The 15,467-nt window shown below is 65.7% G+C and carries 11 protein-coding genes; 7 read left to right on the forward strand and 4 right to left on the reverse strand.

Annotation, left to right across the window (positions count from 1 at the left end):
- Positions 1–243: 243 nt before the first annotated feature.
- Both hisN and ACE10Z_RS39020 read left to right on the forward strand, forming a co-directional pair.
- Positions 244–1,023, forward strand: coding sequence for a histidinol-phosphatase (gene hisN, locus ACE10Z_RS39015; protein WP_375785432.1), 780 nt, complete (start codon positions 244–246; stop codon positions 1,021–1,023).
- Positions 1,024–1,110: 87 nt separating this feature from the next.
- Entirely contained in the window at positions 1,111–2,094 is a 984-nt protein-coding gene (locus ACE10Z_RS39020; RefSeq protein WP_375785433.1) for a tripartite tricarboxylate transporter substrate binding protein, read from the forward strand.
- Positions 2,095–2,102: 8 nt separating this feature from the next.
- Here ACE10Z_RS39020 and ACE10Z_RS39025 read toward each other — a convergent pair whose 3' ends face one another.
- On the reverse strand, positions 2,103–2,996 hold the full coding sequence (locus ACE10Z_RS39025) for a LysR family transcriptional regulator (RefSeq protein ID WP_176529113.1): 894 nt from the start codon (positions 2,994–2,996) through the stop codon (positions 2,103–2,105).
- A 91-nt stretch (positions 2,997–3,087) separates the two neighbouring features.
- Between ACE10Z_RS39025 and ACE10Z_RS39030 the strand changes: the two genes are divergently transcribed.
- Positions 3,088–3,840, forward strand: coding sequence for a sulfite exporter TauE/SafE family protein (locus tag ACE10Z_RS39030; RefSeq protein ID WP_375785434.1), 753 nt, complete (start codon positions 3,088–3,090; stop codon positions 3,838–3,840).
- A gap of 244 nt (positions 3,841–4,084) precedes the next feature.
- On the opposite strand, the gene ACE10Z_RS39035 is transcribed toward ACE10Z_RS39030, so the two are convergent.
- Complete coding sequence (locus ACE10Z_RS39035; protein ID WP_375785435.1) at positions 4,085–4,720, reverse strand: LysE family translocator; 636 nt, start codon at positions 4,718–4,720, stop codon at positions 4,085–4,087.
- Between the two features lie 240 nt (positions 4,721–4,960).
- On the opposite strand from ACE10Z_RS39035, the gene ACE10Z_RS39040 reads away from it, so the two are divergent.
- The gene (locus tag ACE10Z_RS39040) at positions 4,961–6,760 is read left to right on the forward strand and encodes an adenylate/guanylate cyclase domain-containing protein (protein ID WP_375785436.1); all 1,800 of its coding nucleotides are present in this window, start codon (positions 4,961–4,963) and stop codon (positions 6,758–6,760) included.
- 60 nt (positions 6,761–6,820) lie between these two features.
- Positions 6,821–7,480: a hypothetical protein gene (locus ACE10Z_RS39045; protein ID WP_375785437.1), complete on the forward strand. Its 660-nt coding sequence runs from the start codon at positions 6,821–6,823 to the stop codon at positions 7,478–7,480.
- Positions 7,481–7,500: 20 nt separating this feature from the next.
- Here ACE10Z_RS39045 and ACE10Z_RS39050 read toward each other — a convergent pair whose 3' ends face one another.
- Positions 7,501–8,448: an alpha/beta fold hydrolase gene (locus tag ACE10Z_RS39050; protein WP_375785438.1), complete on the reverse strand. Its 948-nt coding sequence runs from the start codon at positions 8,446–8,448 to the stop codon at positions 7,501–7,503.
- Between the two features lie 220 nt (positions 8,449–8,668).
- On the opposite strand from ACE10Z_RS39050, the gene ACE10Z_RS39055 reads away from it, so the two are divergent.
- Entirely contained in the window at positions 8,669–9,145 is a 477-nt protein-coding gene (locus tag ACE10Z_RS39055; protein WP_375785439.1) for an Hsp20 family protein, read from the forward strand.
- A gap of 214 nt (positions 9,146–9,359) precedes the next feature.
- Here the strand turns inward: ACE10Z_RS39055 and ACE10Z_RS39060 are convergent, their stop codons facing one another.
- Positions 9,360–10,160, reverse strand: a complete 801-nt coding sequence (locus ACE10Z_RS39060; protein WP_375785440.1) for a hypothetical protein — start codon at positions 10,158–10,160, stop codon at positions 9,360–9,362.
- Positions 10,161–10,632: 472 nt separating this feature from the next.
- On the opposite strand from ACE10Z_RS39060, the gene gltB reads away from it, so the two are divergent.
- Positions 10,633–15,396, forward strand: a complete 4,764-nt coding sequence (gene gltB / locus ACE10Z_RS39065; RefSeq protein WP_375785441.1) for a glutamate synthase large subunit — start codon at positions 10,633–10,635, stop codon at positions 15,394–15,396.
- Positions 15,397–15,467: the final 71 nt, after the last annotated feature.

Here is a 15,467-nt window from a genome sequence, read left to right on the forward strand (position 1 = left end):
AACATCTTACGTGAGAAATCGAGATCGGCCGGCGTTCAGCGCATAGCCTGTATACCAGAACTCGCAACTTCGTGATCCGCCCGGAAGCCAGGGAGACTTTCGAATCGAAGCCGAATCGAAAGTCCGGAACCGCGGCATCAGGCTGGGATAACGCTCCGTTAATCGTGCGCGCCGCCTGGGATTGAGCTAGGCAAGAGCACATCCGGTTTCTATCGCGTCGTTTGCGCATTTCAGGGACATGCCGTGACGGTCATCGACTTTACCGCCTTCATCGGCCGCCTCGCGACCGCATCCGGCGAAACCATCCTGCCCTTCTTCCGCACCTCGCTCTCGGTCGACAACAAGAGCTCGAGCGATTTCGATCCGGTCACCGAGGCCGACCGGGCCGCCGAAGCCGTGATGCGGCGGCTGATCAAGGCGAACTTCCCCCAGCACGGCATCGTCGGCGAGGAGTTCGGCAATGAGCGGGAAGATGCCGACTATGTCTGGGTGCTCGATCCGATCGACGGCACGAAGTCGTTCATCGCCGGCTTTCCGATCTGGGGCACGCTGATCGCGCTGCTGCACAAAGGTACGCCGGTATTCGGCATGATGCACCAGCCCTATATCGGCGAGCGCTTCTCCGGCGACAATGGCTCGGCGAACTACTCCGGGCCATCGGGCGAGCGGCGGCTCTCGGTGCGGCGCTGCGCCTCGCTGAAGGAGGCGACCGTCTTCACCACGAGCCCGCTGCTGATGAATCCGGATGACCGCGCCCGCTTCGGCCGCGTCGAGCACGCGGCGCGCCTGTCGCGCTACGGCGGCGATTGCTACTCCTATTGCATGCTCGCGGCCGGCCATCTCGACCTCGTGGTCGAGACCGAGCTGAAACCCTACGACATTGCCGGGTTGATCCCGATCGTCACCGGCGCCGGCGGCGTCGTCACCACGTGGGACGGCAAGCCGGCACAAGGCGGCGGCCGCATCATCGCAGCCGGTGATCCGCGCGTGCACGAAGCCGCGATGAAGCTGCTCAACGCCTGATCCTTGCCCCGCCTGATTTCTTGAGTTGCCGGGCGATTGATCTGCGCCCATCCTCACGGCAACGAGAAAAGTCAGGGATCGGCGCACATGACGATTTGCGGCAGTCTGCTGGCAGCCATTCTCCTGCTTCTCGCGCCAGTCACCGCGGGCGCCCAGGAGCTCCCGGCCAAGGAGTTCCCGACCAAGCCGATCCGGCTGATCGTGCCATTCCCGCCCGGCGGGCCGAACGACATCATCGCGCGGGTGATCGGGCAGAAGATCTCGGAGCTGATGAAGCAGCCGGTCATCGTCGACAACCGCGCCGGCCAGGGCGGCGTGCTCGGCACCGATGCGGTCGCGAAGGCTGCACCCGACGGCTACACGGTTGCGATCGCGAGCGCCGGCGCGCTGGCGATCAGCCCGAGCATGGAAAAGGTCGCCTACGACACGCAGAAGGATCTCGCGCCGGTGACGCTGGTCGCGACCGTGCCGGAGATGCTGGTTGTCGCCACCGACGTGCCGGCAAGGAACATGAGCGAGCTGGTCGCGCTCGCCAAGGCGCAGCCGGGCAAGCTCAACTTCGCCTCCTCCGGCCCCGGCAGCCTGCCGCATCTGGCCTGCGAATTGTTCAAGCTGACGGCGAAGATCGACATCGTGCACGTGCCCTATCGCGGCGCGGCGCCGGCGGTGAACGATCTGTTGGGTCAGCAGGTGCAGATGACCTTCCTCGACCTGCCGGTGATCCTGCCGCAGATCAAGGCGGGCACGCTGCGCGGAATCGCGCTCGGCGGCCGCGAGCGCGCCCCGACCGCGCCCGACGTGCCGACCACGGCGGAAGCCGGCATGCCCGACCTGATCATCGAGAACTGGTACGGCATGGTTGCGCCCGCCGGAACGCCGCCGGCGATCGTCGCAAAGCTGAACAAACTCGCCACCGATGCGATGGCTGATCCGACGGTCAAGACAAAACTCGCCGAGCAAGGCCTGACACTGGTCGGCGACACCCCAGAGCATTTCCGCGGCTTCATTGCCGCCGACATCAAGAAATGGGCGAAGGTGATCCAGGACGCCGGCGTGGTGACGGCGAAGTAAGCACGCGGTCAGCGCTGCGCTTCGGCCCGCAGATATTCCACCAGCTGCTTGGCCGCGCGCGGCAGTGCCTTGAAGCTGCGCGCGCAGATCGTCAACCGGCGGTTGGCCCAGGCGTCGCGGATCCTGATCGTTGTGATCGGCATCGCCGCCGCACAGCGCCGCGCCGCGGTTTCCGGGATCACCGCGATGCCGACATCGGCGGCGACCATCTGGCAGATGGCGTCGAAGCCGCGCAGGCGGGCGCGGAAGCGCAGCCGCGCCCCGAGCTTCGCCGCGTGCCGCGAAATATGGACCTGCAGCGCGGACGTCGCCGTGAGGCCGACGAAATCGCGGCCGACCACCTCCTGGAAGTCGATCTGGCGGCGGCCGCCAAGATCGCTGCGGCGTGATGCCACCAGCATCAGGCGGTCCTCGCTGAACAGGAAGCGTTCGACGCTGTCGGGCAGCGCGTGCTCGGCGGCGAAGCCGAGATCGGCGGCGCCGCTGGCGATCGCGGTCGCGATGTCGGTGCTCTCGCGCTCCTCGACGTCGACGCTGATATCGGGATGTTCGTGCAGGAACGCCGCCAGCGCCCGCGGCAGATGCTCCGACAGGCCCGAGGTGTTGGCGAGCAGCAGCACGTTGGCGCGGACGCCGCTGGCATAGGCGGCGAGATCGCTCTGCAAGGCCTCGACATTATGCATCACGATCCGCGCGTGACCGAGCAGGCTCTCGCCCGCCGCCGTCAATTCGACGCCACGGCGGCCGCGCTTGAGTAGCGCGACGCCGAGCGCCTCCTCAAGCCCCTTGATCCGCTCGCTGGCCGAGGCTAGCGCAAGGTTTGCGCGCGCCGCGCCCTGGGTGATGCTGCGTGCATCCGAAACCGCGATGAACAATTGCAAGTCGATCAGGTCGAACCGCATGACGTTTCCCGCCCCGCCCTTCGCGTGATCCGAAGGCTAACTCCGTAACCTCCAGATTGTGCCGATCGGCGCGATCGGTCAATGTGCAGTCATGGTCGACCATCTCCTGATCTTCATCGCTTTCGCCTTCCTGCTCGCCGGCTTCGTCAAAGGGACACTCGGCCTCGGTCTGCCGACGGTCGCGATGGGACTTCTAGCCACCACGATGGCGCCGGGTCAGGCGATTGCGATCGTGATCGTGCCGGCGATCGTCACCAATATCTGGCAGACCTTCGTCGGCCCCTATTTGCGCGACATCCTCAAGCGGCTGTGGCCGCTGATGCTCGGCACCGTGGTCGGAATCTGGATCAATGCCGGACTATTGACCGGGCCGTACGCGGCCTACGGCACCGTCGTGCTCGGCGCGCTGCTGGTGATCTACGCGATCGTCGGCCTGAGCAGATTCAACTTCAAGGTCAGGCGGCGCGACGAGAAATGGATCGGCGGCATCGTCGGCGTCATCACCGGGCTGATCTCCGCGGCAACCGGCGTCCAGGTCATTCCCTCGATGCCGTTCATGCAGGCGATCGGCATGGAGCGGGACGAACTGGTGCAGGCGCTCGGCGTCTTCTTCACAACCGCGACCATCGCACTCGCCTTCAACCTCACGGCCTCGGGCCTGCTGACCGCGGCCACCGCGCTGCCGGGAGCGGTCGCGATGGTGGCATCGTTCATCGGCATGTTCATCGGCCAGGCGGTTCGCACACGGATGCAGCCGGACGTCTTCCGCCGTTGGTTCCTGATCTCGATGATCCTGCTCGGCATCTATCTCGCCGGCAGCGCGCTGCTCAAGATCCACGGCTAGAGCATGATCCGGAAAAGTGCGAAGCGGTTTTCCCTCGCGACAAACGCGGAACGCGTTTGCGCGGAGATCACGCTCAAGTAACGGCTAGTGTGCTGAATGCGAAGTTCGTGCGATTTCGCGCAGCCGCTTTCACGAACTTCGCATTCATAAAGCACACTAGAATCATAAATTTGCTAGTGTCCTTATCGAATCCGAAGTTCGCTCCGAAGGAGCGGCGAATGATACGAACCTCGGATTCGGGACACTAGCGCGCCTCCAGCATGGCGACGCGGACGCCGAGATAGATGAAGAGCGCGCCGAGCGAGCGGTTGATCCAGGCGATCACGCCGGTCGATTGCCGGATGCGGCCGGCAGCCCGCGCCGCAAAGGCCGCGAGACCAAGGCACCACAGCGTGCCGCCGGTGATGAAGATCAGCCCGAGTACCAGGAAGGCGAGCGTCTTGTGGGCTGAGTCCGCCGCCACGAATTGCGGCAGGAATGCCAGGAAGAACAGCGCCACCTTGGGGTTCAGGATGTTGGTCAGCGCCCCCTGCCAGAACACACGCGAGATCGAGGTCTCTTCGCCCTGCCCGGCGATGTCAGCGATCGGCTTGGCGCGCGACAGCAGCATCTGCAGGCCGGTCAGCACCAGATAGGCCGCGCCGATCAGCTTGACGGCCAGGAACGCGGTCGACGACGCCATCAGCAGCGCCGACAGCCCGATCGCCGCGCCCAGCACATGGACCAAACAGCCGCAGCTGATACCGATCGCCGCAGCGGCTCCGCCGCGCCATCCGTGCTGAATCGTGCGCCCTATGATATAAGCGGTATCCGGCCCCGGCGTGACGTTGAGCAGCAACCCGGACAGGACGAACAGCCAAAGCTCGTGAATTCCCAGCATCTCGGCCACATTAACCTATGTAAGTAACGAACCCGAAAGGACGATCAGCCAACCTGCGCCATCGCAGCGACACACGAATTCAGTAGAGAAACGGACTGTACGATCCGTTGGTCGCATGCCAATTCCTGCTACTATGCATTATAGGTGCCCGTAAACCGCGCTTCCGCCGGACCCGGCCTGTCTTGTAAGTATGGGATTCGGTCACCTCGGCTAAGTGGCCAATTCCAGGGCACAGGAGATATGGAAAGACGGCTCGCTGCCATTCTTTGCGCTGATATCGCCGGCTATTCCCGCATGATGGGTGTCGACGAGGCGGGGACGCATGCCTCGTTCAAGGCGCACCGCAGCGCGATTTACCCGATCATCCTCAACCATGGCGGCCGCATCGTCAAAAACACCGGCGACGGCTTCCTGCTGGAATTTCCGAGCATCATCGGCGCGATCGAGGCTGCCGTCGCGATGCAGACCCTGATGGCCGAGCGCAACGAACATCTGCCGGCCGACCGCGCCATGCACTTCCGGATGGGCGTCCACATGGGCGACGTCATGGCCGACGAGGACGAGGTGTTCGGCGACGACGTCAACATCGCGGTCCGCCTCGAGACGGTCGCCGTGCCCGGTGGCATCGCGGTGTCGGACAAGGCCCGCACCGAGTCGGGGCGGCGGCTTGCCGTCAGCCTGGTCGATGCCGGCCCGCACCGCTTCAAGAACATCACCGAACCGGTCCATGTCTGGACCTGGGCGCCGGCCGGATCCGATCTCCAGGAGAAGACGCCGGACGACGGCCCGCATCTGCCGGGGCAATACCGGACCGCGATCGTCGGTGTGCTGCCGTTCGACAATCTGAGCGGCGGCGCCGACGAATATTTCTCTGACGGCCTGACCGAGGATCTGATCCACGCGCTGTCGCTGCAATCCTTCTACCGCGTGCTGAGCCGCAACTCGACCTTCGCCTATAAGGGCAAGAACGTTTCGACCCGCCTGATCGCGCGCGAAATCGACGCGACCTATCTGATCCAGGGCTCGGTGCGCCGCGCCGGCAACAAGATCCGCGTCTCCGCCGAGCTGATCGCGCCCGAGAAGGGCGAGCAGCTGTGGACCGGCCGCTACGACCGCGACATGGGCGACCTGTTCGCGATGCAGGACGAGATCACCGCCAACCTCTCCGCCGCGGTGGCCCAGGAGATCTACCGTGCCGAGGCCTCGGCACCGGCGCGCTCGCCGAACGCCGAACTGACCGCGTGGGATCGCTTCCTGAAAGGTCTGTCGCACTACTATCACCAGACCAAGGACGATTGCGAAACCGCGATCGCGCTGTTCAAGGAGGCGATCGAGCTCGACCCCGCGCTGTCGATCGCGCGCGCCTATCTCGCGCTGATCCAGATCCAGAGTGTCCAGTTCGGCTGGATTCCGAGCACGCGCGAATTGTGGGCCTCGTCGGTCAGCCTGGCCGAGAGCAGCGTCCGGCTCGACCCGCGCTCCTCGTTCGCATTTTCGCTGCTGGCCTATCTGCATGCGATGCAGGGCCACTACGAAGCCGCGATGGACGCCATCAAGCGGGCGATCGAGCTCAACCCCTACGACATGGGCGCCCGCGGCGTGCTCGGCATCTGCCATATGGTGATCGGCGATCATCGCAAGGCGGTCGATCTGTTCTCGACGGCGGTCCAGCGTGGCAACAGCGATCCGCGCTACCAATGGGCCGCGCTGAACGCGTTCAGCCATTATCTGCTCGGGCAATATGACGCATCGCTGTCGTGGTCGCGCGAGGGGCTGTATCTCAACCCGAACCATCTGCAGTGCCTCGCCGTGCGCGCCGCCGCGCTCGCCCAGCTCGGCCGCGCCGACGAAGCCGCGCAGGCGGCCGAGGCGCTGCTCGCCAACCATCCCCACCTGACGGTCGAACGTCACTTGCGCAATTTCCACTGGAAGAACCCGGCCGACATCGCGCTCTATCGCGATGGCCTCTTGAAAGCCGGCCTCCCCTTCGGCAAACTCGCTCTGGTTGCATCCAACTCGAAATTCGCCGCTGATTCCTGAGCGAATTCATCCACCGGTAATGGATGCTTTTTAAGCTGAAGCTTTTCAGGATGTGGTTTGATGTCCGATACGGCTGCAAGCGCGGCACCCGCCCCGCAGGTTTCCCCTGACAATCCCTGCCCGTTCCTGCGTGCGCTGGTCGCCGGCGACTATGTCGGCGGCCATGTCGTGCCGCTGCCCAAGCTGACCGAAACCATCGACCGTGCCACCGGCAAGACCGGCCTTCCGGCGCTCAGCGCCGGCGCCAAGATCTTCATGGTCGCGCAGATGGCCAACGGCATCGGCCCCTTCAGCCAGGTCCGCAGCCTGTTGCAGGGCGCGATCCTCGACGAATTGCGCAACGGCCCGCTCGACAAGCACGGCGCTGGCTCGCGCATCCTCGATCAGCATGCCGTCGTGCATGAGGACGAGATCGCGCGGCTCGCGACCTTCGGCTCGGACTACAAGGCGCCCGACGGCAGCGTCGAACGCGGGCTGTCGGCGGCCGAGATCAAGACGTTCATGGCCGCGAACTTCCAGCGCGCCAAGGACGAGCATCCGCCGTCCTACGCGATCCTGCACTGCTACTATCCGCTCTTGATGCTCGGCGAGTGGCCGGTGCTGCTCGACATCATGGGCAAGGGCGAAGGCAAGGACCGCTATCTCAGCGTCGCTGAGGTCAGGACCCTGTTCGTGGAAAAGCGCTTTCCCGACCGCATCGTCGCGCTGCTCAACGGCTGAGCCCGAGCCCCACAGACTGCTCACTTGAACAGCGGCGTGCCGGGCACGAAGGCGTCGAACGCCGCCCAGAATTGCCCGCGGTAGCGATCCTGCTCCTGCAGGATCTCGTGCTTGGAGCCGGCGATCACCAGATGCGAGCCGGCACGCAAATGGTAGGCGAACTCCTCGATCGCCGCCGTCGACACCACCTCGTCATTGCTCGCAGCCAGCATCAGGATCGGCTGGCGGATTTCGGTCGGATACGACATGCCGCGGAAGGTGCGCATCGCGGTGAACGCGGTGTCGGCCCAGGCGATCGTCGGCGCCGCGATGCCGAGCGTCGGGTCTTCTTCCAGGATCGCCGCGTTGCGGGCGTGGCGCACCGGGTCGCTGGTGACGGGATTACCAATGAAGGGCGCGAGGCCGACCAGTTCGTCGCCGCCGCCCGGAATGTAGCGGCCGCCCTGCCCGGCCAGTCGCATGATCCGGAGCAGCGCGCTCGGAAACAACGACACGCGCCCGCGTGGCAGGTCGATCATCGGCGCCGACAGCACCATGCGGTCGAACCAGCGCTTGCCGGCGTGCGCGACCCGCAGCATGACTGCGCCGCCCATCGAATGCGCCAGCGCGAAATAGGGCGGCGGGCAATCCGGCAGCACCACCTGCTGCACGAAGGTCTCGACGTCGACCTCGTAGTCGGCGAAGTCGCGCACGTAACCCTTGCGTGGATCACGCAGCCGCCGCGACGAGTGGCCCTGCCCGCGCCAGTCGATCATCGCCACCGCAAAGCCGCGGTCGCGCAGGTCGCGCACGGTCTCGAAATATTTTTCGATCATCTCGCCGCGCCCGCCGAACACGCAGACCGTGCCCTTGCGGCCGGGCGGCGGCGCCCAGCGCGCGAAGCGCAGCTCGGCCCCGTCAGGCGTCTTGATGGTGCCACTGACAACGTCGTCCGGAACCGGGTTGGCGGGGATCGAGACGAGCGTCATGCAGGAGACCGGAGTGGAGGGACAAGGTGGAGATCAAGGACGCCGGCGCCGAAAAAAGCGACGCGGTTTCCGCCTCTTGAACGCGACGTGACCCCTCCCATATCACCTCAGTGCAGGCCGCTACCAGTGTTTCGGACCCGGAACATCAGGCTGCACACATCTAAGCCCGGCCCGATGGCGGGCGGGTAACTGAAACAGTCGCTCATTGGAGGACTACCCTATGCGTAGCTACGACCTCACTCCGTTCTATCGTTCCACCGTCGGCTTCGACCGCCTCTTCAGCCTGCTCGATCAGGTGACCTCGGACGGCAGCCCCGGTTATCCCCCCTACAACATCGAGCGCACCGGCGAGAATGCTTACCGGATCAGCGTTGCGGTCTCCGGCTTCTCGCAGGCCGAGCTTTCGATCGTCGCGAAGGAGAACACGCTGACGATCAAGGGCGAGAAAACCGCCAACGAGAACTCCGGCAATAGCGCCGAAGTGCTCTATCGCGGCATCGCCTCCCGCGCCTTCGAGCGCGTCTTCCAGCTTGCCGACTTCGTGCAGGTGAAGAACGCTTCGCTCGAGAACGGCCTGCTCCACGTCGATCTCGTCCGCGAGATTCCCGAGGCCAAGAAGCCCCGCAGCATTCCGATCGGCGGCGGCGACAAGGCCCCGCAGGTGGTTGACGGCTCGGCCGGCAAGGTCGCGGCCTAAGCGGCACGTCCCGCGTCGGCAGATATTGGCTGAACGCGAAAACGCCCCGGGAAACCGGGGCGTTTTTTGTTGCGAAGGGCGGTAGCCCGGATGGAGCGCAGCGAAATCCGGGGTTGTTCGCCGCGGCGGGACCGCCCCGGATTGCGCGGAACCTGTCATCGGGCGCGCGTTCGCGCGACCCGTTGGCTCCATCCGGGCTACGCAGCGACGCTGGTCACTCCAGTCCCTGCACCTTGGGCATTTCCTGGGTCGGCAGGATCGCGGGGGCCGGTGCCGCCGGCGGTGGAGCGGCCTGACCGACGGTCGGAGCTTCGGCTTGCTGAACGGCCTGCGGTGCGGCCGCCTGGGCTTCGGCCGGCTTGGGCGCGGCCGCGGCCTGCTCGGCCGGAGCGGGCGCAGCTGCCTGGGTCGGCGCAGCGGTCGGCGGGACGGCCGCCTGGGCTGCCGGAGCGGCGGGAGCCTGGGCCGCCGCCGGCGCCGGACTTGGTGCTGATCTGGCCGCAAGCGGGCTCCGCTTCGGCACCGGCACGCGGCTGGCGACATGCGGGATCGGGAGCGGCGGCCGCGGCACCCTCGCCTGGATCGGCCGCAGCATCGGGCCAACCGGGCCGTAGGTGGAGCTCATCTCCTCCTCGTAATTGTCGCCGAGCCTATAGGCCGGGGTGAAGCGGACGATGTGCCCGTCGCGGGCGTCGATCACCAGCCGGCCGTCGTCGCCGCCCTGGTCGATCACCGAGATCGTGTAGACGAAGCCACGCTGCTGGGGCGCGCCGAGCGGCAGATAGCCGTTCTCGCGCAGCACGGTGTAGACCTCGACCGGCGGCAGCAGGCTCGGGACGCGGCCGAAGCGCGGCGGCGGCGGAACCTCGGGCATGGCAGCGTAGGGCCCGTCCATGTCCGATACCCTGACGAGAGCCGGGCTGCCGATCCGGGCGGACGTCACCAGCTGCGCCTGGGCCGAGGCTGCGCTGAGCGCGAGGGCGGCGGCTGCAACCGAACCTGTGAACAACTTCATCGCCGTAACTCCTGTCTGGCCGCGCCTCCAGGAGCTTCCCGCTCTCTTGCCGGCTTGCCGGGCGAAATTTCGGTTTGAATTCCGGCGGTCCTTGGTCCCTCCTTGGGCCAGATCACGGCGTGTTTGCTTCGAATCAGGGGCGCCGGGGCGCTCGCGGAGCTGTCCGATCCAAGCATGCGGGCGAGGACTTCCTCGCGCTTGTGTGATAGACAAAAATTTGGCAAGGTCGAGGTTAGGACAGCAGAGCTGTCTCAATTTCGAGGCCATTCCGGCATAGGGATTGCAACGAAACCTCGGCGCCCCGGGCTCCGAGAATGCTGCAGGCAGGGCCGTCCTTCAGGGGACGTTGAAACGCCCGTCGCCTGAATTTAGGAAAATGCGGCTCGCGGCGGACGAGCGGTGGCCCGGTGGGTGCCGCAACGTCCAAGGTGCGCCAAATGCGGTGAGGCCCCTTACGAAAGGGAGAGGACACATGAGCGGATCGGAATTCGAGCGCGAAACCATCGTGGCAGGCATGCTGTCGGCGACCGCGGACTCGAAAGCCGCCGATGCCGCGCATGATGCGTCCTTTGGGCCGCACACCCCGGAGCTTCATACCTGGCGCCCGCAGGCCGAAGGCCTGTACGACCTGAGCCTGGAAAAGGACTCCTGCGGCGTCGGTTTCATCGCCAACATCAAGGGCCAGAAGTCGCATCAGATCGTCTCCGACGCGCTGAGCATCCTGTGCAACCTCGAGCATCGCGGCGCCGTCGGCGCCGACCCGCGCGCCGGTGACGGCGCCGGCATCCTGGTGCAGATCCCGCACGCCTTCTTCGCGCGCAAGGCCGCGGAGCTCGGCTTCAAGCTGCCGAAGCCCGGCGAATACGCCATCGGCGCGCTGTTCATGCCGCGCGATGCGGCGTGGCGGAACGTGATCAAGAGCATCATCGCCGACGAGATCAAGAACGAGGGCTTCAAGCTGCTCGGCTGGCGCGACGTGCCCAGTGACAATTCCTCGCTCGGCGTCACCGTGAAGCCGACCGAGCCCTATCACATGCAGGTCTTCATCGGCCGCAACAATGCGGTCAAGACCGAGGACGATTTCGAGCGCCGGCTCTACATCCTGCGCAAGTCGATCTCGCAGGCGATCTATCAGCGCCGCGACCGCGGCATGGCGGGCTACTACCCGTGCTCGCTGTCGTGCCGCACCGTGATCTACAAGGGCATGTTCCTCGCCGACCAGCTCGGCAAGTACTATCCCGACCTGCATGAAGCGGACTTCGACAGCGCGCTGGCGCTGGTGCATCAGCGCTTCTCGACCAACACCTTCCCGACCTGGTCGCTGGCGCATCCCTACCGGATGATCGCCCATAACGGCGAAATCAACACGCTGCGCGGCAACGTCAACTGGATGGCCGCGCGGCAGGCCTCCGTGCATTCGGAAGCTTACGGTAAGGACATCAGCCGGCTGTGGCCGATCTCCTATGAAGGCCAGAGCGACACCGCCTGCTTCGACAACGCGCTGGAATTTCTGGTGCAGGGCGGCTACTCGCTGCCGCATGCCGTGATGATGATGATTCCGGAAGCGTGGGCCGGCAATCCCCTGATGGATGAGCAGCGCCGGGCCTTCTACGAATATCACGCCGCGCTAATGGAGCCGTGGGACGGCCCGGCCGCGATCGCCTTCACCGACGGCCGCAAGATCGGCGCGACGCTCGACCGCAACGGCCTGCGCCCGGCGCGCTACCTCGTCACCAAGGACGACCGCATCGTGATGGCGTCCGAAATGGGCGTGCTGAAGATTCCGGAGGACCAGATCGTCACCAAGTGGCGGCTGCAGCCCGGCAAGATGCTGCTCGTCGACCTCGAGCAGGGCCGCCTGATTCCCGACGACGAGATCAAGGCCGACCTCGCCAAGAGCCATCCCTATAATGACTGGCTGCACCGCACCCAGATCCAGCTCGAGGAGCTGCCGGATGCGCCGGCCAAGGGCGTGCGCTCCAACCTGCCGCTGCTCGATCGCCAGCAGGCGTTCGGCTACAGCCAGGAAGACATCACGATCCTGATGACGCCGATGGCCGCCACCGGTGAGGAGGCAGCCGGCTCGATGGGCAACGACACGCCGATCTCGGCGCTGTCGGACAAGCCGAAGCAGCTGTTCACCTACTTCAAGCAGAACTTCGCGCAGGTGACCAACCCGCCGATCGACCCGATCCGCGAAGAGATCGTGATGAGCCTCGTCTCGATCATCGGGCCGCGGCCGAACCTGTTCGACCTGCAGGGCGTCGCCTCGACGCAGCGCCTCGAAGTGCGGCAGCCGATCCTGACCGATGCCGACCTTGAGAAGATCCGCTCGATCTCCGACGTTCCCGAGACCCACTTCAAGTCGCGCACGCTCGACACCACCTTCCACGCCGGCTTCGGCGCGGCGGGCATGGAGCAGGTGCTCGACGAGCTCTGCGCGCGCGCCGAGGGCGCGGTGCGCGAGGGCATCAACATCATCATCCTGTCGGACCGCATGACCGGCACCGACCGGATTCCGATCCCGTCGCTTCTGGCCTGCGCCGCCGTGCATCATCATCTGATCCGCACCGGCCTGCGCACCTCGGTCGGCCTCGTCGTCGAATCCGGTGAGCCGCGCGAAGTGCATCACTTCGCCTGCCTCGCCGGCTACGGCGCCGAAGCGATCAACCCCTATCTCGCGTTCGAAACCATCCTTGCGATGAAGGATCGGCTGCCGGGCGCGCTCGACGACTACGAGATCGTCAAGCGCTACATCAAGTCGATCGGCAAGGGCCTGCTCAAGGTGATGTCCAAGATGGGCATCTCGACCTACCAGTCCTATTGCGGCGCGCAGATCTTCGACGCAGTCGGCCTCAAGGCTGACTTCGTCGCCAAGTATTTCGCCGGCACCCACACAAGGATCGAAGGCGTCGGCCTCGGCGAAATCGCCGAGGAGACCGTGCGGCGCCACACCGATGCGTTCGGTGACGGCCAGATCTACAAGAGCGCGCTCGACGTCGGCGGCGAATATGCCTACCGCACCCGCGGCGAGGACCATGCCTGGACCGCGGAATCGGTCTCGACGCTGCAGCATGCCGTGCGCGGCAACTCGCTGGAGCGCTACCGGGCGTTCGCCAAGATCCTCAACGAGCAGTCCGAGCGTCTCTTGACGCTGCGCGGCCTGTTCCGGATCAAGAGCGCCGAGGACGACAAGCGCAAGCCGGTCAAGCTCGAGGACGTCGAGCCGGCCAAGGACATCGTCAAGCGCTTCTCGACCGGCGCGATGTCGTTCGGCTCGATCTCGCGCGAGGCGCACACCACGCTCGCGATCGCGATGAACCGGATCGGCGGCAAGTCGAACACCGGCGAAGGCGGCGAGGAGTCAGACCGCTTCAAGCCGATGCCCAACGGCGATTCGATGCGCTCGGCGATCAAGCAGGTCGCCTCGGGCCGGTTCGGCGTGACGACGGAATACCTCGTCAACTCCGACATGATGCAGATCAAGATGGCGCAGGGTGCCAAGCCCGGCGAAGGCGGCCAGTTGCCCGGCCACAAGGTCGACGCGACGATCGCCCGCGTGCGGCATTCGACGCCGGGCGTCGGCCTGATCTCGCCGCCGCCGCACCACGACATCTACTCGATCGAAGACCTCGCCCAGCTGATCTACGACCTCAAGAACGTCAATCCGGACGGCCAGGTCTCGGTCAAGCTGGTGTCCGAGGTCGGCGTCGGCACGGTTGCCGCCGGCGTCGCCAAGGCGCGCGCCGACCATGTGACCATCGCGGGCTTCGAGGGCGGCACCGGTGCCTCGCCCCTCACCTCGATCAAGCATGCCGGCTCGCCGTGGGAGATCGGCCTTGCCGAAACCCATCAGACGCTGGTGCGCCAGCGGCTGCGCAGCCGCATCGCGGTCCAGGTCGACGGCGGTTTCCGCACCGGCCGTGACGTCGTGATCGGCGCGCTGCTTGGGGCCGACGAGTTCGGCTTCGCCACCGCGCCCTTGATCGCGGCGGGCTGCATCATGATGCGCAAGTGCCACCTCAACACCTGCCCGGTCGGGGTCGCGACCCAGGATCCGGTGCTGCGCAAGCGTTTCACCGGCCAGCCCGAGCACGTCATCAACTACTTCTTCTTCGTCGCCGAGGAGGTGCGCGAGATCATGGCGCAGCTCGGCTACAAGTCGTTCGACGAGATGGTCGGCCAGGTCCAGATGCTGGACCAGACCGCGCTGGTCTCGCACTGGAAGGCCAAGGGCCTCGATTTCTCCAAGCTGTTCGTGCGGCAGAAGGAGGAGAAGGGCCAGACGATCTATCACTCGGAAGGCCAGAACCATCATCTGGACGCCGTGCTCGACCGCCGGCTGATCGAGCAGGCGCAGGCCGCGCTCGATCGCGGTGCGCCGGTCAAGATCGAGGAAGAGATCAACAACACCGACCGCTCCGCCGGCGCGATGCTGTCGGGTGCGGTGGCCAAGATCTACGGCCATGCCGGCCTGCCGCTCGACACCATCCATGTCGGCCTGAAGGGCACGGCAGGACAGGCGTTCGGCGCCTGGCTCGCCAAGGGCGTCACCTTCGAGCTCGAAGGTGAAGGCAACGACTATGTCGGCAAGGGCCTTTCGGGCGGCTGCATCATCGTCAAGCCGCCGAAGAACTCCGGCATCGTGCCGGAAGAGTCGATCATCGTCGGCAACACCGTGATGTACGGCGCGATCGCGGGCGAATGCTACTTCCGCGGCATCGCCGGCGAGCGCTTCGCGGTGCGCAACTCCGGCGCGGTCGCGGTCGTCGAAGGCGCCGGCGATCATTGCTGCGAATACATGACCGGCGGCATCGTGGTGGTGCTCGGCAAGACCGGGCGCAACTTCGCGGCCGGCATGTCCGGCGGCATCGCCTACGTGCTGGACGAGAGCGGCGACTTCAACAAGCTCTGCAATCTCGCGATGGTCGAGCTGGAGCCGGTGCTGTCGGAGGAGATGATCAACGCCGACACCTACCACCACTCCGGCGATCTCGAGGCGCATGGCCGGGTCGACGTTTTCCAGAACCTGCTCGACTCCGACGTGGAGCGGCTGCACGTCCTGATCACGCGTCACGCCAAGCTGACAGGCTCGAAGAAGGCCGCCGAGATCCTCGCCGACTGGAAGAGCTGGCTGCCGAAATTCCGCAAGGTGATGCCGGTGGAGTACCGCCGCGCGCTGAAGGAAATGAAGGCCAACGCCGACGCCGAGCCGAAGATCGCGATCGGCGCGTAGTATCACCGGGCGTCATTCCGGGGGCGCGCATCAGCGCGAGCCCGGAATCTCGCCAAACCACTTCGAGACCT

It is taken from the genome of Bradyrhizobium sp. Pha-3 (genome assembly GCF_042258615.1).
Taxonomy (GTDB): Bacteria; Pseudomonadota; Alphaproteobacteria; order Rhizobiales; family Xanthobacteraceae; genus Bradyrhizobium.